The following is a 17,068-nucleotide window of genomic DNA, read 5'->3' on the forward strand; positions in this document are numbered from 1 at the left end:
TTGATACTTTGAAAATGAAAAAACGGGCCCTCTGACATAGCGTCAAAGGGCCCATGCTGAATCAGATTCAGATTTTATTTGTATCCTTTTTCATGAAGAGCAGCCTGCGCCGTACATACCTTGTGTATATAACGATGTACATTTTGAATTAGAGCTGTCCGGGCAGCTCACCGACGCAGGCTGCCCGGAAAAGGGATGGTGTGCCCCTCCTCATCAGCGAAAGGACCAAAGTGTAATTTACTATCCATAGAGCAGGTCGTGTACTTCCTCTGCCCGGCTAAATTCAGAAAGGCAACTGTGGGCTGCGGAGAAAAGTCCAAGCACCAGGCAAAGCGGGAATCAGACAGTGGTGTAACCTGTGAAACAAAGAGATCAATGAAATCCTCGCTTACCAGACCGTCATGCATTTCAACTGCTTCGCACAACGCTGCCTCAATGGCTTCCATATCCAGGCGTCCGGGATTGTAGTCCTCTGAAGCAATTTGAGCTTTGCTCTGACGAAGGGCCTCCATCTGCTGCTGAATTTCTATGGTCCGCTGGAGGAACTTATCCTGCTCAATCTCTCCACGGGCACGGACCACAACCAAGTCATCCAGCTGTTGTTGGAGCAACTGAATAGAATCATCTTTCGCTTTCATCAAATCTGCTCGACGATCTGCGTCTGGCTTGTAGCAAGCATCCAGCATTTTGCAGGTCTGGAGGACGATTTCTCTTTGGTCTCCCCATACCCTCTCAAATATTTTGGAGGCCATCAGTTCCAGCTTGCTTTGTCCAACCGGCTTGATCTCACAGATAGGTGTTGGATTGCCTTGTTCATTCTGAAGGCGGATGCGGGGCGTATCATGGTGTCGTTTGCATTCATATCCATAGATAGGCTTTCCTGCATTATTGGTTCTCCAACGATGTCGAAGCATGGGAGAACCGCAACGACACCTCATTTTTCTGCCCCATACATTCTGAGCCTGCTGAACACCAAAACTCCGCGTGCGGCCTTTTTCATCCGTCAGCCGTTTGGTCCTGCTGCGACGAATGGCGTTACACCGCTCGTACTGCTCCTCTGAAATGATCTGAGGAAAACCGCCTTTTACATAGACGAACTCACTCTCGTCGCGCTTGATCCGTTTTTGCTCCAAATAGTTGTTGGAATAGGACTGACAGTAAACTGTGTACCCCAAATAGTTTTTACGCTTGATGATTTTTGATACCTTCCCAGCATCCCATTTGACCTTACCCACCCCGTTTTTGCGTCCAAGGCGGGTCAGCTCTTTTGCTACCAAGGTTTCACCCATACCGGAATCATAGAGGTCAAAAATCATTTTTACGGTTTCCGCTTGATCGGGATCAATCTCGAACTGCTTGGTGAGTTTGTTCCTAATATATCCGAAAATGTTCCCGTTTCCATAGAGGACGCCTTTTTCGCGGCTGACCCGTTGTCCTGCAAGAGAGCGTTCACTGATTTTGCGGCTTTCTTCCTGTGCCATAGTAGCCATAATGGTCAGTCGCAGCTCGCCATCACCGTCAAGAGTCCAAATGTTATCATTCACAAAATAGACTTCAATTCCCATGGCGGCGAGTTGGCGAACACAGACCAGTGCATCTACCGTGTTTCTGGCGAAGCGGCAGACCTCGCGAGTGACGATCAAATCGAATTTATGCTGTTTGGCATCCTCCATCATCTGCATAAAGGCATCCCGCTTATAGACCTGAGTTCCGGTAATACCTTGGTCAATGTAGCGGTTGATAACATTCCACTGAGGATGAAATCGAGCAACATCATCATACCACTGCATCTGATTCTGAAGGGCTTTGACCTGGGCCTCGTGTTCTGTTGAGGCACGGCCATATATAACTGCCCGGCAGGGTTTGTCCCGGAAAGAACGGGACAATGAGTACGGAGACATATTGTACATAGCATCTTCCTCCTTTATGGCTTCTGATTTGTTCTGACAAGGCGAGAATACCCGAAAACAACAGAATCAGCAATGATACGGACGCTGGCCTGATATCCTTGACAACTTGCCGGAAAAGTGTTCACTTTTGCGGATAGGTTTGCTTGACATTCAGATAGGTTGCCTCGTTGACAAGGCCCTTCTTGTAGAGCATATCAATCAGCTTTAAGCACACATAGGTGCGGTCAATAATCGATTCATTCATGGATCATATCCTCCGGTAATTGACATTGCTGCGGTAACACCGCAAGCCGGATTTTTTGGAGTGTTAACGCTGTAAGGCTGGACAATGTATAATATTCGACCGGATTAAGAGTAGATGCTCCACCTTCAGCGGCTCGCGCTGCCAAAGCATCAATACTGCGCCGAAGGGATGATAGCTCGTCCAGTAGGGATAAATAGTCTGCTGGTGGAAGCTCAACGGGGCGAATCTTTTTGACCAGATTGCGGATATACGCGCCTCTTGACGGTGCGCCAACCCTCCGGACCTGACGATCCAGATCCGCTAAATCATCTTCCGTGAAGCGCACATAAGCCACTTTTGTTGCGCAGACATCCTTTTTGTTCATGGCATCGCCTCATTACCTGAATGGCGCTGCGGAACTTTGCGGGGAGCGACGATATAGTCATATCCACTGCGAATTCCACAATAGGTACAGGTATCTTTCACAAATTGGTAGCGATCTGCGCGCTTGATTCTTATGGTGGGAACATTATAAAAAGCACTGGCACAGGCTGCGCACAGGCAAATCAGCTGCGGCTCCTGCTGCTTGGGTTCGGTTTTGTAATCCATGGCCGTTTCTCTCCTATGATTATGTGTATTCAAAGTCTGAGCGGCCTTGGTGCCCTTCCCTGGCACTTGTACCTCTCACTTGTAGGCCACGGCAGAGGGCGTTTGTTGCGTATATCTGAAATTTTTGTTGAAAAGCCCCTATCATCGTTCGATAGGGGCTTCACTATAGGAAGATGAAACTCGTTGTAGTTATAAAAAACAAAATTTTTTCTTTCCCTATTGACTGCACGGCTCGTGCAGCTGTAACCTTTGCTTGTAGGGTGGTGATGAATAATGAAAACACTCCATGAAGTAACTCAAATCGTTGGAATGACGCGCCGCGTTATTCAGGAATATGAGAAAGCTGGCCTAGCTACTGCGCCGACAGCCACAAATAAATATGGTCACCTATTATATGCCGATAAAGAAATAGATCGACTGTGGCAAATACGCTTTTATCGGGAACTGGGCTACGGAAAAAACGAGATGAAGGCTGTGTTTAATAACCCTCACTATAATCGAAAAGAAGCCCTTTCTTTTCAAATAGCTCAACTGGAAAAGAAAAAGAAGCATCTTGAAAGTTTGATTGAAACAGCAAATCTTTTGAAAGAAATGGATGTTCCAATATCCGCAATTCGATTTGGTTCGCATGGATTGGAAAATCTATCATATGATACATTGGTTCCGGTAATTGTAGCAGCATTTAATGCAATGGATCTCAAGGAGCCTATGGAGCAGTCTTTTGTGGCCGTATTAACAGAAGAAGATGAAAATTATTGGTTTGAGACCCTTGACAAGGTAATGGTATTCTTTAAGGAAGATAGTCCCTATGATGATGACAGTGTACAGGTACAGATTTGTGCTTTGCACCATATAACCGCAAAAGTGCTCTCGGATTCTATTTTTCTGTTCAAATGGAACAATCTTAATTTTGCGCCTGGGGCGGAAATTGCATCAGAAATCGATGATATTTATGGACCTGGCAGTGCTGAGTATTTGTTTCAGGCAACGTGTTATTACTGTACAAAGCATGAAGATAATCCCACGGATCGGAACCTGATTGATGCATTGAATAACATCGAAAACTTAGGCAGGAAAAAATATACGACTGGCTCCGAAGAAGTACAAGCTCAAGTTAAAAGGATACATGAGTTCTTTTCAAACATACCTGCAATGTCGCAAGCGGCTCATTTGAGTTTATTGAATAACATTGGAAATATGTTTGGGAGCAAAACATATAAAGAGCTTATCGATAACGGAGCAGAGCGCGGAGTCTCGTGGTTTATCTCCAGGGCCATTCAAATATATTGCACCCGGCTTAAAGAAAATGAATTTACGGAGGATACAGTATGAATAACATAGCTGAGGAAATATATGATCTGATTAATACCACTGGTAAATCGGCTCCTGATATGACGAAAGCCCTAAAAAATATTGGCGATGGCGATATGCAACAAGGCATAAAAAAGTTATCCGACTTCTTCTCGGCCACAGCCAAAGAAATCGGCCTTGAACGTGGATTGAAATTGGGAGAACAACGCGGCTGGATCAAGGGGTCACTCACTACATTAGGAATTGTCTCACTTGCTGCTGGTGGCGTGTATATTAAGGAGAAATATGCCGCATTTAAGCGCAAGAAAGCATTAGAGCAAGAAGGACAAGTAATTCTTGCTGCAATTAAAGAAACGATTCCATCGGCAACGGAAACAACCACCACAGATATATCTGCTTCTGAACGAGACAACAACACCAGTGAATAAATATTGAATGGCATGAGTTGCTGGGGTTGTATATGCTTATATAAAGTGCATCAAGTTGGGAACCAAGATAAGTTGGCAGATATGGATACCGCATAGTGGTAAGAAAGGAGGTGTCATCATGGGAGCAAGGTTCCCGGAGGTTGACTGGTATTGTGACCGTTGCAATGCTTACCTAAATGTACAGCCCGGATTTGATGACCATCATTATGTGTGGAAATGCACAGAATGCGGTCATAAAAACAGTATTTCCGCAGACTCCATTTACGAATCTGAAGAAGAATTCAGAAATTACAGTAAATAATAGATTTTTCCCAAAAAGGACGCATCACCTAACAGTCATACGCTGTTGGGTGATGCGTCCTTTTTGTAGTTTTATGAATTGTGGAGCATTATAATGCTCTGTATTTTTTTAATCTTTCGCGAAATTGTAGACCGGTTCACGCCCTGTAGACGAGCAATTTCAGCGGCGGAGAAGCCTTCGTAAAGAAGGAGGGCGATTTCTTCCAAATCCTTCGGCAACACAGAAAGAAATTCCTTTACCTCAAGATTAAACTGTACTCGATCCATGTTGTCGCCTTCATAGTAGCCCCCCATCCCCTCCGGGTCCTGAGCTTCCAGGGAGCAATGACGGCGGGTCTGTGCATGGTTGTTATTGTACTCACAGCGGTCAAGCTCCTGTAATTCAGCAAGCCAGCGGCTCCCCAGGCCAGCAACATCGGCAGGGCCAAAAACCAGTGTAGAGCTTGTCCCGTCTGCAAAGCGATAGATGTAGGTGTCGTGTTGGATAGTGGGAGTCCCCAAAAATTCATTTTTCTTGGTGACAGTAGATTTCTGTTTGTTCTTCATAATGTGTCCTTTCCGCCCGAAGTTAGGTACGGAAGGACACAAAAAGAGCCTGTGGCGGAAGATGACCACAGGCTTTAGGCTGAAAAAAGCGCACAAAGCTGCGGTGGGAGCATCTTCGCCCGAAAAGCAACCTTCATCGTTGCGTCTTCGAACTCTTATGCGTCCCTCCGCCCTTATAGCGCTATTCGGACTATGAGAGAGTGATAATTGTGTTAGGTGAGGTAACCCCTGAAGGGGGGCAGGCGTATTAGCTAATACATCGCTGCCCATCGATTTCAAATCTTACTTTTTCTTGCCAGGTTTGGTTTGCGCCAAAGCACTGCCTGCGACGGATTTCGATTTGCTGCTATAGCGACCATCTTTGAGAATCTGACTTGCCTTGGTAGCCACCGCCTTGGAAGTCTGCTTCCTGTTGCTTGCCATGCCGTTCACCTCCTTAACTTTTATTGGAGTGGATTTATGAGTGTTTACAATTTAAATTGCATGGATTAGTTGATTTTTGCATATTTTTGTAATATGCTAAAAATACAATTCCTAGCAATGTATCTTGGGACCACTCTTCATCCTTCCGAATGCATTATCGCACCACAAAATGAGACGCGCAGCCGGTCGAACATGAGACAGATGAGACAAAACATGGGACAGATTTAATTGCATATGATAAGGAGAGTCAGATGTGCTGGTAAAGACATATTTTGAGCGGCTATACACGCACATGCGGGAGGAGCTTTACTATCCAAGCAGAAAGAATAGCGGTATATTTGTCGTGCGTTGCTTCTGCGCAGCAGGCAGCAACTATTTCCCGTTTAAAAAAGGAAAACGGTACACCTCCAAGGATGTACCGTTGCCGAGAAAACTTTATGATGGCAGTCGAACTATGACGACGGATATAAAGGCATCTTTCCATCCATTTGACGATGCCAGCCTTACCGCTTTTTATAAGGAGAACATAGAAGATGATAAAACACGCAATGTGATGCTTGCATTCGGCATTTCTCCAACTATGGAAGAGAATAAGGATTGTCTGTGCAGAGCATTGTCGATTCAGTTCAGAATGTTTGTGGGAAGTAACTCTGATGAGGTCGATGACATTGTAGCGATAGAATATCAAAAACTGCTTGCAGAACCGAAAGATGAAGAAACAAAATCGCATCCACCTGCGGGAATTTTGTATCCAGGGGATCAGATTTGTTTCAAGTCTAAAAACAGGCCAACTTATCAAGTGAATATATATGAGAAGTTTCAACACACATGGGAATTTGAAAATGCTGGCACACAGGTGTGGCGTGGACGAAGATTGTTCTTTTCCAATCACGAAGATGTCCGACCGAAAGCAGAAACAAATTATATTGATATACCAGACACGCCTCCGCATATGAGCGTAAAAATAACCGTGAGCATAGATGCTCGCGGCTTTGAGGGAAAATCGGAATGCAGATGGATTATGGTAGACAGTGACAACAATGATTGCTTTCCGAATAGCAACATATTCATATTTGTAGTTAGCACAAAAATGGATTATCAGGGACAGACGGAGGTAACACAGTGAGTGAAGTCAACATCGAGAAATGGGTAACAGTGAAAGAAGTTCAGTCATATCTCGGAGTCGGCAGAGAAACAGTCCTCGCTTGGATTGCTAAGCGAAATATGCCTGCTTACAAGGTTGGGAGACTTTGGAAATTTAAATTGTCTGAGGTGGATGAGTGGATTCGTTCAGGTGGAGCGGCTGATGACAACAGCAAAGATTCTGAATAAGGCCCTATAATGTGCAGTATCGCTGATGAAATTAAAATGCAGGAGTGAACTTTATCGCATTGACTGAAAATATATAGGTCAGGAAAGGAAAACAAATATGGACAATCAAGTGCATAATCAAATAGTAAGCTTTATATGGGGAATTGCAGATGACTGCCTGCGTGATGTATATGTGCGTGGTAAATATCGTGATGTCATTCTCCCGATGACGGTCATCCGCCGTCTGGATGCCATGCTGGAAGAAACAAAACCGGCAGTATTGGCTATGAAAAAGCAGCTCGATGCTGCAAAGATCGATAATCAGTGGCCTGCGCTATGCAATGCAGCTGGACAGGCTTTCTGCAATGCATCGCCCTTCCTGCTGAAGGATTTGACCAGTCGTGCCAAGGCGCAGACACTCAAAGCTGACTTTATAGCATACCTTGACGGCTTTTCTCCCAATGTGCAGGTGATTCTGGATAAGTTCAAATTCCGAAATCAGATTGATACGATGGTGGATGCGGATATTCTCGGTGCAGTCATTGAAAAGTTTACATCCTCTGACATTAACTTGAGTCCGAATCCTATTTACAAGGACGACGCGAAGACGATCCTCAAGCACCCTGGTCTTGATAACCACGGTATGGGTACTATTTTTGAGGAGCTGATTCGGAAATTTAATGAAGAAAATAACGAGGAAGCCGGAGAACACTGGACGCCTCGTGATGTTGTCGAGCTCATGGCCGACCTTGTGTTCATACCGATTGCCGATAAAATCAAAGACGCTTCCTATTCCTGTTATGACGGAGCCTGCGGTACCGGTGGAATGCTCACCGTCGCTCAGGATAGACTTTTGACGCTTGCCAAGAGGCGCGGCAAGGAAGTCGCTATCCATCTGTTCGGGCAGGAAGTTCAGCCAGAGACCTATGCAATCTGCACGGCAGATATGTTGCTAAAAGGTGACGGTGAAGAGGCCGAGCACATTATGTATGGCTCCACGCTTTCTGACGATCAGCACGCTTCCCGCCAGTTTGATTTCATGCTCTCCAACCCACCATATGGTAAAAGCTGGAAAGTTGATGCCGAAAAGATGGGCGGCAAAAAGGAGATCCTCGACACGCGCTTCAACACTTACCTTGAAGGCGGAAAACTGATGCCAATGATTCCGCGTACCAGTGATGGACAACTTTTGTTTCTCCTTAATAATGTATCCAAAATGAAAAAGGATACGGAACTTGGAAGTAGAATTGTTGAGGTACATAATGGATCTTCCATTTTTACTGGGGATGCTGGAAGCGGTGAAAGTAATGCCCGCCGATATTTAATTGAGAATGATCTTGTGGAAGCTATTATCGCTCTTCCCGATAAGATGTTTTATAATACGCCGCTCAACACATATATTTGGGTCATCTCAAATAAAAAAGAAGATAGACGTAAAGGCAAAATACAACTGATTGATGCAATGGCTATGAAAAAGCCATTAAGAAAAAAGCTGGGAGACAAAAGTAATGAACTTACATCTGAATTCAGAAAACAGATATTGGATGTATTCCTCTCTTTTGAAGAGAGCGATATAAGCCATATATACAAGAATGAGGAGTTCGGTTTTTGGGAAGTTACAGTATTGAGGCCTAAGTATCAAGAGGATGGCTCGATTGAGATAGATAAAAAAGGAAACAAAGTTTCTGACAAGGATAAAACCTATACCGAAATTGTCCCATTCACATATAACGGAGGTATCGAAGAATATTTTAATCGTGAGATTCTTCCGTTTTGTGACGATGCTTGGATTGATGACAAAAAGACTAAGGCTGGCTACGAAGTGAGCTTTACAAAGTGTTTCTATCGTCCGCTCAGATTGCGTTCATTTGAAGAAGTTATGAGTGAGTTGCATTCGCTGGAACAAGAAACAGACGGAATGTTTAACGAAATAACTGGAGGCATAAGATAGTGAATCGATATCCAGCTTATAAAGAGGTAGACTTGCCTTGGTTAAGCGAAATGCCACAGCAGTGGTGCTTAGTTCGCAATAGAGATATTTTTACAGAAAAAACGGATGTGGTCGGAGATGATTTTTCGAATTACACATTGTTGTCTTTGACTACAAAGGGCGTGATCCCTCGCGATTTAGAAAGCGGAAAAGGGAAGTTTCCATCTGATTTCAAATCGTACAAAATTGTGCATAAGAATGACATTGCTTTTTGCCTTTTTGATATTGACGAAACACCAAGGACAGTTGGTTTGGCCAATGAAGATGGAATGTTGACCGGTGCTTACACAATATATCAGGTATCGGGACTGCTTCCTGAATATGTTACATATTATTACACTGCTTTAGACGATATAAAGGCATTAAGGTATTACTATACTGGCTTAAGAAAAACAGTCAAGGCAGATGCTTTCTTATCTATGAAAATGCCCGCGCCGTCCATTACTGAGCAAAGACAGATTGTTGACTATTTAAACTGGCAGACATCAAGAATGAATAAACTTATTTCTGCTAAGAGACGCGAGCTAAAATTAGTTAAAGAGATAAAGCACAACGAGGTAAAAAAGCTTGTTTTTGGATTGAATATAAAGGGAAATAGAAAGCCCACTGATAATCCATGGATGACAAACGCTCCTGAGAAATGGACGAAAGTTAAATTACGGAACCTTTTTACAGAGGTGAAAGAATCTGTTGGAGATGAAAGTGAGAAATATACGTTGTTATCGCTTACAACTAACGGTGTTATTGTACGAGACCTAAGTGAGGCAAAGGGGAAATTCCCATCAGACTTTTCTGCCTATCAAGTCGTTAATCCGGGGCAGTTTGTATTTTGCCTTTTTGATATAGATGAAACACCTCGAACTGTTGGGCTGGCAACTATGCAAGGAATGATAACCGGAGCTTATACTGTTTTTGATGTTAAGCAATGCAATCCAGAATACTTACTACAGCTTTTTACAGTGCTTGATGATGAAAAGGCATTAAAACCGTTGTATTCAGGGCTCAGAAAGGTGATAAAAACAAATAATTTTTTGAACCAAAGCATTTACCTGCCCTCAGAGGAAGAACAATCCTCCATCGTTTCAGATGTTGCGGAAGTAATTAAACATTACGATAACATTGAAAAAGTATTCAAGAAAGAGATAGATGTACTGACAGATTTGAAAAAGCAAATTGTTTTTTCTGTAGTGACAGGAAAACTCGATGTCAGAGGAGTAAGTATTCCCGATTATGAATATGTGGATGACGAAGATAGCGAAGAGGAAGAACAGGAGGATTGACAATGGCTTTTACCAACACAAAGGAAAGCGGTCTTGAATCCTTAATCGTGAAGTGGCTGGTTGAACAGAATGGGTATGAGGAAGGAACAAACGCCGACTATAACAAAGAATATGCTGTCGACGAGACTCGGCTGTTCCGCTTCCTGCAAGACACGCAGCCGAAGGAAATGGACAAGCTGGGCGTGTTTATCTCGGACACTAAGAAGCGCCAGTTTCTGAACCGGTTGTCTGGAGAAATCGCCAAGCGCGGCATCATTGATGTGCTTCGCAATGGTGTGAAGGTCTACCCGGCAGACCTCATCATGTTCTATCTGACGCCGACCGAGAATAACCAGCAAGCCAGAATCATGTATGAGAAGAATATCTTCAGCGTGACGAGGCAACTACGCTATTCGCAGGATGCCGGGAAGTTGGCTCTGGATGTTTGTCTATTTATCAACGGACTTCCGGTCATCACGATGGAGCTGAAGAACCAGCTCACAAAGCAGAATACTGAAAACGCCGTGCGCCAGTATAAGGAAGACCGGGACTTCCATGACCTCCTGTTCTCTTTCAAGCGTTGCATGGTTCATTTTGCTGTGGACGACGCTACGATTCAGTTCTGCACCAAGCTCGCCGGAAAGGATAGCTGGTTCCTGCCGTTTAATAAAGGCTACAACGACGGCGCAGGAAATCCGCCGAATCCGGACGGCCTTATGACGGACTATCTCTGGAAGGACATCCTTACCAAGAGAAAGCTGTCCCGGATTATAGAAAACTACGCACAGGTTATCGAAGAGGTAGATGAGGATACCAAAAAGAAATCCGTCAAGCAGATCTGGCCTCGCTATCATCAACTCGACTGCGTAGAAAAACTGCTGGCTGATGTGCAGGAAAATGGTGTCGGCAAGCGTTATTTGATCCAGCACAGCGCCGGAAGCGGAAAGTCAAACTCGATAGCATGGCTTGCACATCAGCTGATCGGTCTTGAGAAAGATGGTCATCCGATGATTGACTCTGTTCTTGTGGTTACCGACCGCCGTATTCTGGATAAGCAGATCCGTAATACGATCAAGCAGTTCATGCAGGTCAAGAATACGGTCGTCTGGGCGGAGCATTCCGGCGATCTACGCAAAGCCATACAGGATGGCAAGCGCATCATTATATCTACGATTGAAAAGTTCCCGTACATTATCTCCGAGATCGGGCAGGAACATAAAAATAACAAGTTTGCCATTATCATCGACGAGGCGCATTCTGGCCAGAGCGGGCGTAACTCTGCCAATATGAATCTGGCACTTTCCGGCCTTGCTACAGACGACGAAGCGGATAATGAAGACAAAATCAATGCCATGATGGAGGGACGTAAGCTCGTCTCTTCTGCCAGCTACTTTGCCTTCACAGCCACACCGAAGAATAAGACCGAGGAGATGTTTGGTGTTCTCTATGAAGAGGACGGAGAAATCAAGCATCGCCCATTCCATGTCTACACCATGAAGCAGGCCATTCAGGAAGGCTTCATTCTGGATGTGCTCCGCAACTATACAACCATTGACAGCTGGTACAAGCTCATGAAGACGGTCGAGGATGATCCGATGTTTGATAAGAAGCGTGCGCAGAAAAAACTGCGTGCCTTCGTGGAGGGCAATCCTGACGTTATCGCAAAGAAGGCTGCTATAATGGTGGAGCATTTCCACGAGCAGGTTATTGCAAAGAAGAAGCTGGGCGGCAAGGCTCGTGCAATGGTGGTTACGGCCAGCATTCCGAGATGTATCGAATACTACTATGCGATCAACAAGTGTCTCGCAGACAGGCATAGTCCGTATAAGACAATTGTGGCCTTTTCCGGTGAGCATAAATATAACGGTCAGGAACCTGCGCTTACATCGGCTGCGATGAACGGATTTCCAGATGCAAAGATTCCGAAGGAGTTTAAGAAGGAACCGTATAGGATTTTGATTGTGGCGGATATGTTCCAGACGGGATTTGATGAGCCGCTGCTGCAGACGATGTATGTGGACAAGCCGCTCTATGATATTGCTGCGGTGCAGACTCTTTCTCGTCTCAACAGAGCTTGTCCCGGCAAGGATGAGGTCTATGTTCTGGACTTTGCCAATAAAACATCCACCATTGAAGACGCCTTCCAGAAATTCTACAGGACTACGATTCTTTCTGGCGAGACTGATCCGAATAAGCTCTATGACCTTATAACGCTGATGGACAGCTATCAAGTTTACGATGACAGCGATATTGAAACGCTGGTTGATCTATTCCTGAGTGGTGCGGAGCGTGATAGGCTTGATCCGATTTTGGATGCCTGCACAGCCGTATATAAGCAGTTGGAGCTGGACGATCAGATTAAGTTCAAGAGTGCGGCTAAATCTTTTGTGCGTACCTATGGTTTCCTTGGTGCAATCCTGCCTTACGGAAACGTCGAGTGGGAGAAACTGTCGATTTTCCTGAATCTGCTGATTCCGAAACTTCCGTCGCCGCGTGACGATGACCTCTCGGAGGGCATCCTTCAAACTATCGATCTGAGCAGTTATCGGAATGAGGCGCAGGAGGCCATTGCAATCAAACTGGAAGACACCGATGCGGAAATTGCACCGGTGCCCGCAGGCAAGATTGGCCATACCGTTGAGCCTGAAATGGATTTGCTTTCCAAGATTATCATGGACTTCAATGATATGTTCGGAAATATCAACTGGAATGATGCTGACAATGTGCAGCGCCAGATTCTGGCCATTCCGGAGATGGTGTCCAAGGATAAGAAGTATCAGAATGCCATGAAGAACTCTGATGAACAGGAAGCACGCACAGAAAGTGAACGTGCTTTGCAACAGGTCATGTTCTCTATTATGGCGGACAACATGGAGCTATTCAAACAGTTTCAGGATAATCCTTCCTTTAAGAAGTGGCTATCGGATATGGTTTTCAATTTGACATACGAACCGAAGACCGATAAGGACGCAAAAATCCTGGACTACGCTCAGCATTAGACTCCTGTGGGTGTGGTGACAGAGGATGCCCTGCATGGCGGTCAACGCAAATAGGTGAAAAGGAGGCAGTTGTATGCTGAATAAAACAATAAAAGGCAGTGATTTTGACAACATCTTCACTGAGGTTATACATTCGGAATCTCTCGGATTGATTAACCCAGAACAACTGCGCCTTTTTCACCTCAATGTCATGAATAATGAATTTGTTTCGGATGATTTGCAAGCATTCATCCGAAAAAATGTAGGGAGATATGTGTTCTCAAGAGCAAAGCTGGAGCAGTTTAAGATAAATGATGACTTGGAGAGCATTGGCCTTGAGGCTATGGCAGTCATGCAAAAAAATGGACGCCCCGGACAGCAGAACACAGGGAATTCACTGGGGGAAATCCTGCTGTATGCGTTCCTGGAACAGATACTGGATGCACCCAAAATTATGAGCAAGGTCGAGTTGTTTTCAACAACGAATACCCAAAGCAGCAAATGTGATGGTATTCACCTGCTTTCACTCGGAGGCTATGGCCAGCCATATTATCAGCTTGTTTTTGGTTCATCCAGTGTAGTAGGTGATATGCGAGATGCCATTGACCAAGCATTTGATGCCATAATGGACATCGAGCAAACAAATAAAAACCGGCTTCAGCTTTTAGAACCGTCAAGTCTCGATAGAGACTTTGATCCAGAAACAGCACGGCAAATCAAGGAAGTTGTTTTTCCGAAAAAGGGCTCTAGTGTCGTTAGAGATACAGCCTATGGTGTGTTCATAGGATATACTCTTGGGCTTAACCCTGCCAGCTATTCGACGATGCAATACAAAAATGCGTTAAACCATAAGATGAATACCGATATAAAGAATCATGCCGCATACATTGCCCGGCAAATCAACAGTCGTGGGCTTGGGACACATTCATTTTATTTTTATATCTTACCATTGAATGACGCTGACAAGGATAAGTCAGACATTATGGAGAAAGCCATGCGGGGAGGTGTGATGCCATGAGCGATAACAAAGTTGCAACCATCCACCTCGGTGATGTCATATATGCAGATATTGACAGTAATGAATATCTGAGAGAAATACACGACAATCTCTTATACAATTATGCTGCGAAGATGCTTAACATATTTGATCAGACATCAAGACCCGTGGATAAAATCGATGCCCTTCGATTTGCAGATTTGCTGTCAAAATCAACGCATTCGACAAACAGCGACCAACACAAAATGTGGGCACAGGAAATCATCACGCTTTTGTGCAGCATTTATCCTGATGACCCTGCCGTAAGCTATTATGCTGGTTCTGTTTTAACCAGTACAGGAAATTACCAAGGACGGAATCTTGTAGCGAAAGACTACCAGAGTGGAGCCGTGCTTGACCGTATGTATTCGGAATATTCCAAGGAACTGCTGACGATTCCGGCTATGCCTGAGTTTCAGTTCCTCCGCGCTCAAAAGCAGGTGTACGACCATCTTACTGATCAATATTTTAGCTATTCTGGTCCGACATCAATGGGAAAATCCTTTATTATGAGGATGTTTCTTAAATCGCAGGTCGAGTCTGGTGTAGAGAAAAATTTTGCATTGATTGTTCCTACAAAGGCACTTATTAACGAAGTCACAAGCAAAATAATCAACGATCTCAAAGAAAATCTTAAGAAATACAATTACAGGCTTGTTACCTCCGCAGGTGCTCTTGTTTTGAAGGAACAACATAATTTTATATTTGTACTGACACCAGAGCGCCTTTTGTACCTATTGATAAGCAATCCCGATTTAGAACTGCACTACCTTTTTGTGGATGAGGCACACAAGCTGTCTGAGGTGGATAGCCGCGGTCCTTTTTACTATAAGGTTATAGATAAACTGGTTGAGAGAAAGAATAAGCCTCATGTCATCTTTGCTTCGCCCAATATTCCAAATCCGGAAATATATTTAAGAAGCATACCGGACATAGAAACACCTGAAAAATGGAAACTGGCGTCTTCTTTTTCTCCTGTGACACAGTTTAAGTTTCTTATTAGTTTTAGGCAACGTTCGATTAGTATGTTTAACGACTATTCGAGGATGCTGACGAAGATTGCACAGTTCACCGGAGAAATCAGCCTCGACACAATTCTTCCGCTTGTAAGCAGAGACTCTGACGGGAGAATCAAGCAGAATATTGTATATTGCAGTTCCATTGCACAGGCAGTAAACCTTGCCCGCAGCTATGCAAATAAAATTCCTACAGTAACGGCTAATCAGGATATTTGGACTCTTTCCAAGGAGATAAAGCAGGAGGTCCACGGCGATTATTTCCTTGCGGAATTGATCACAAAAGGCGTTGCTTATCATATTGGATATCTCCCGTCTACTATTCGAATGAGAATTGAAGAACTATTTCGAAGCGGTGCCATTACTACAATCTTCTGCACCAGTACCCTCGTGGAGGGAGTCAATATGCCTGCTGATAACCTCTTTATCACAAGTTACAAAAAGGGTTATGCCTATATGGATGCAGTTGATTTCCGTAATCTGATCGGACGTGTAGGCAGGATAGAATACAACCTTTATGGGAATGTATTTCTTGTCAGTATGAACGACAAGGTCAAGGAGGAAAAGTTCGAAGAACTACTTAAAGAGAAGATTCCAGAACAGAAACTGTCCATCGAATCAGGCTTGACTAATGCGCAGAAAAAATCGGTCGTAAAGGCACTGGTTAACGGGGAAATAGAGTTTGATAAGCACCCCCACAATCAGCCGGAAGAATCCTATACGCTGATGCGTAAGTTCGCTTTGATACTCTTGCGTGATATTACAAAAGGCCGAGACAGCCTTGTCCACAGGGAGTTTGCACCATTCCTTACAGAACACGATGAGGAAAAGATAAAGGCAAACTTTACACAAAAATCTGCAACGCCCGATGATGATATCAATGTGTCAGTTGATCAGACAGAGAACCTTACCAGTGCAATCGCACGAGGGATGTCTTATCCGACCCTAGACATTAATGGGAACGTTGACTACAACGAGTTGATGAACTTCCTCGAGCGAATGTGCCGCGTTTTCAAATGGGAAAAGTATGAACGGCAGACACTTGGAAGAGTAAGCAAGAAAACAGGAAAGCACGGAATGCTTCGTTGGTATGCTGTTATATTGATTCAATGGATTCAGGGAATGGGTCTTAGCAACATCATGAACAAAGCAATTGAATACAAGAGGAACGACAGTGAGGCTACGGTAAGAATCGATGGAAAACCAGTAAAATATGACGATTCCCGTGAGCACAGAAACGTTGTTATTGCGGACACCTTGGATGTTATTGAAAATGTGATCCTTTTCAGCATTTCCAATTATTTTTTGAGATTTTCAAACGAGTACAAGAGATTTCATAAGGTGGAAAGCTTCAAGAACGATTGGTATGAGTATGTTGAATACGGTACAACCAATCCTTTGACCATATTGCTGCAGAGAAGTGGTTTCTCCCGTGAAACATCGACTTATATTCGACAGCATCGTAGAGAGTATGTTGTGATGGCAGAAGACGGAGGCGTAAAATTGCGCCGCACGCTGTTACAAAGCAGAAATCTCGGAGCCGCCCGCGAATCAGCTGACATTCAGTACAATATGCCGGAAATTTTTGTCGATTAATGACGTGCGCATGGCATACAGAAAATCAATCGAGTTACCAATATCTGTTAGCAGAGCAATCGAAGCCCACAATCACATCCTGTGTGGAACCTGCGATGTGTGAAGAACCCTGTATAGGGAAATTAAAAGGAA

Annotated in this window: 15 protein-coding genes; 10 read left to right on the forward strand and 5 right to left on the reverse strand. The window is 44.2% G+C overall.

Features of this window, described 5'->3' with window-relative positions; genetic code table 11:
* Positions 1-167: 167 nt before the first annotated feature.
* The 3 genes from KE531_02990 to KE531_03000 all read right to left on the reverse strand — a co-directional run bounded on the left by KE531_02990 (position 168) and on the right by KE531_03000 (position 2,742).
* Positions 168-1,910 (reverse strand): recombinase family protein, encoded by a 1,743-nt coding sequence (locus KE531_02990; GenBank protein ID MBR9952594.1) that lies wholly within the window; start codon positions 1,908-1,910, stop codon positions 168-170.
* A gap of 236 nt (positions 1,911-2,146) precedes the next feature.
* Positions 2,147-2,518, reverse strand: coding sequence for a hypothetical protein (locus tag KE531_02995; GenBank protein MBR9952595.1), 372 nt, complete (start codon positions 2,516-2,518; stop codon positions 2,147-2,149).
* On the reverse strand, positions 2,515-2,742 hold the full coding sequence (locus KE531_03000) for a hypothetical protein (GenBank protein MBR9952596.1): 228 nt from the start codon (positions 2,740-2,742) through the stop codon (positions 2,515-2,517). Before KE531_03000 ends, KE531_02995 begins: the two co-directional genes overlap by 4 nt.
* Positions 2,743-3,015: 273 nt before the next feature.
* On the opposite strand from KE531_03000, the gene KE531_03005 reads away from it, so the two are divergent.
* From KE531_03005 to KE531_03015, 3 genes are all read left to right on the forward strand, one after another.
* Complete coding sequence (locus KE531_03005; GenBank protein ID MBR9952597.1) at positions 3,016-4,074, forward strand: MerR family transcriptional regulator; 1,059 nt, start codon at positions 3,016-3,018, stop codon at positions 4,072-4,074.
* A complete protein-coding gene (locus KE531_03010) occupies positions 4,071-4,481 on the forward strand; it encodes a hypothetical protein (GenBank protein ID MBR9952598.1) in 411 nt (136 codons plus the stop codon). Before KE531_03005 ends, KE531_03010 begins: the two co-directional genes overlap by 4 nt.
* 118 nt (positions 4,482-4,599) lie before the next feature.
* Positions 4,600-4,782: a Sec23/Sec24 zinc finger-containing protein gene (locus KE531_03015; GenBank protein MBR9952599.1), complete on the forward strand. Its 183-nt coding sequence runs from the start codon at positions 4,600-4,602 to the stop codon at positions 4,780-4,782.
* A 71-nt stretch (positions 4,783-4,853) separates the two neighbouring features.
* Here the strand turns inward: KE531_03015 and KE531_03020 are convergent, their stop codons facing one another.
* Together KE531_03020 and KE531_03025 are read right to left on the reverse strand one after the other, a co-directional pair.
* Entirely contained in the window at positions 4,854-5,327 is a 474-nt protein-coding gene (locus KE531_03020) for a helix-turn-helix domain-containing protein (GenBank protein ID MBR9952600.1), read from the reverse strand.
* Between the two features lie 282 nt (positions 5,328-5,609).
* Positions 5,610-5,750 (reverse strand): hypothetical protein, encoded by a 141-nt coding sequence (locus KE531_03025; GenBank protein ID MBR9952601.1) that lies wholly within the window; start codon positions 5,748-5,750, stop codon positions 5,610-5,612.
* 253 nt (positions 5,751-6,003) lie between these two features.
* On the opposite strand from KE531_03025, the gene KE531_03030 reads away from it, so the two are divergent.
* The 7 genes from KE531_03030 to KE531_03060 all read left to right on the forward strand — a co-directional run bounded on the left by KE531_03030 (position 6,004) and on the right by KE531_03060 (position 16,936).
* Positions 6,004-6,876, forward strand: a complete 873-nt coding sequence (locus tag KE531_03030) for a hypothetical protein (GenBank protein MBR9952602.1) — start codon at positions 6,004-6,006, stop codon at positions 6,874-6,876.
* Positions 6,873-7,082, forward strand: a complete 210-nt coding sequence (locus KE531_03035) for a helix-turn-helix domain-containing protein (protein MBR9952603.1) — start codon at positions 6,873-6,875, stop codon at positions 7,080-7,082. Before KE531_03030 ends, KE531_03035 begins: the two co-directional genes overlap by 4 nt.
* A 97-nt stretch (positions 7,083-7,179) precedes the next feature.
* Positions 7,180-9,012, forward strand: a complete 1,833-nt coding sequence (locus KE531_03040) for an SAM-dependent DNA methyltransferase (GenBank protein ID MBR9952604.1) — start codon at positions 7,180-7,182, stop codon at positions 9,010-9,012.
* Positions 9,012-10,331, forward strand: a complete 1,320-nt coding sequence (locus KE531_03045; GenBank protein MBR9952605.1) for a restriction endonuclease subunit S — start codon at positions 9,012-9,014, stop codon at positions 10,329-10,331. The genes KE531_03040 and KE531_03045 overlap by 1 nt, the downstream gene beginning before the upstream one ends.
* A 2-nt stretch (positions 10,332-10,333) precedes the next feature.
* Entirely contained in the window at positions 10,334-13,309 is a 2,976-nt protein-coding gene (locus KE531_03050) for a type I restriction endonuclease subunit R (protein ID MBR9952606.1), read from the forward strand.
* A 73-nt stretch (positions 13,310-13,382) separates the two neighbouring features.
* Entirely contained in the window at positions 13,383-14,306 is a 924-nt protein-coding gene (locus KE531_03055; protein MBR9952607.1) for a DUF1837 domain-containing protein, read from the forward strand.
* A complete protein-coding gene (locus KE531_03060; GenBank protein MBR9952608.1) occupies positions 14,303-16,936 on the forward strand; it encodes a DEAD/DEAH box helicase family protein in 2,634 nt (877 codons plus the stop codon). The genes KE531_03055 and KE531_03060 overlap by 4 nt, the downstream gene beginning before the upstream one ends.
* The last annotated feature ends 132 nt before the right edge of the window (positions 16,937-17,068 follow it).

This window comes from Eubacteriaceae bacterium Marseille-Q4139, assembly GCA_018223415.1.
GTDB lineage: Bacteria > Bacillota > Clostridia > Lachnospirales > Lachnospiraceae > CABSIM01.

What these genes read in the sequence shown, in the direction of transcription:
- KE531_03020 (MBR9952600.1), bottom strand. Translation starts at nt 5,327, where the DNA reads ATGAAGAACAAACAGAAATCTACTGTCACCAAGAAAAATGAATTTTTG.
- KE531_03055 (MBR9952607.1), top strand. Translation starts at nt 13,383, where the DNA reads ATGCTGAATAAAACAATAAAAGGCAGTGATTTTGACAACATCTTCACT.
- KE531_03010 (MBR9952598.1), top strand. Translation starts at nt 4,071, where the DNA reads ATGAATAACATAGCTGAGGAAATATATGATCTGATTAATACCACTGGT.
- KE531_03000 (MBR9952596.1), bottom strand. Translation starts at nt 2,742, where the DNA reads ATGGATTACAAAACCGAACCCAAGCAGCAGGAGCCGCAGCTGATTTGC.
- KE531_03005 (MBR9952597.1), top strand. Translation starts at nt 3,016, where the DNA reads ATGAAAACACTCCATGAAGTAACTCAAATCGTTGGAATGACGCGCCGC.
- KE531_02995 (MBR9952595.1), bottom strand. Translation starts at nt 2,518, where the DNA reads ATGAACAAAAAGGATGTCTGCGCAACAAAAGTGGCTTATGTGCGCTTC.
- KE531_03025 (MBR9952601.1), bottom strand. Translation starts at nt 5,750, where the DNA reads ATGGCAAGCAACAGGAAGCAGACTTCCAAGGCGGTGGCTACCAAGGCA.
- KE531_03050 (MBR9952606.1), top strand. Translation starts at nt 10,334, where the DNA reads ATGGCTTTTACCAACACAAAGGAAAGCGGTCTTGAATCCTTAATCGTG.
- KE531_03015 (MBR9952599.1), top strand. Translation starts at nt 4,600, where the DNA reads ATGGGAGCAAGGTTCCCGGAGGTTGACTGGTATTGTGACCGTTGCAAT.
- KE531_02990 (MBR9952594.1), bottom strand. Translation starts at nt 1,910, where the DNA reads ATGTACAATATGTCTCCGTACTCATTGTCCCGTTCTTTCCGGGACAAA.
- KE531_03060 (MBR9952608.1), top strand. Translation starts at nt 14,303, where the DNA reads ATGAGCGATAACAAAGTTGCAACCATCCACCTCGGTGATGTCATATAT.
- KE531_03040 (MBR9952604.1), top strand. Translation starts at nt 7,180, where the DNA reads ATGGACAATCAAGTGCATAATCAAATAGTAAGCTTTATATGGGGAATT.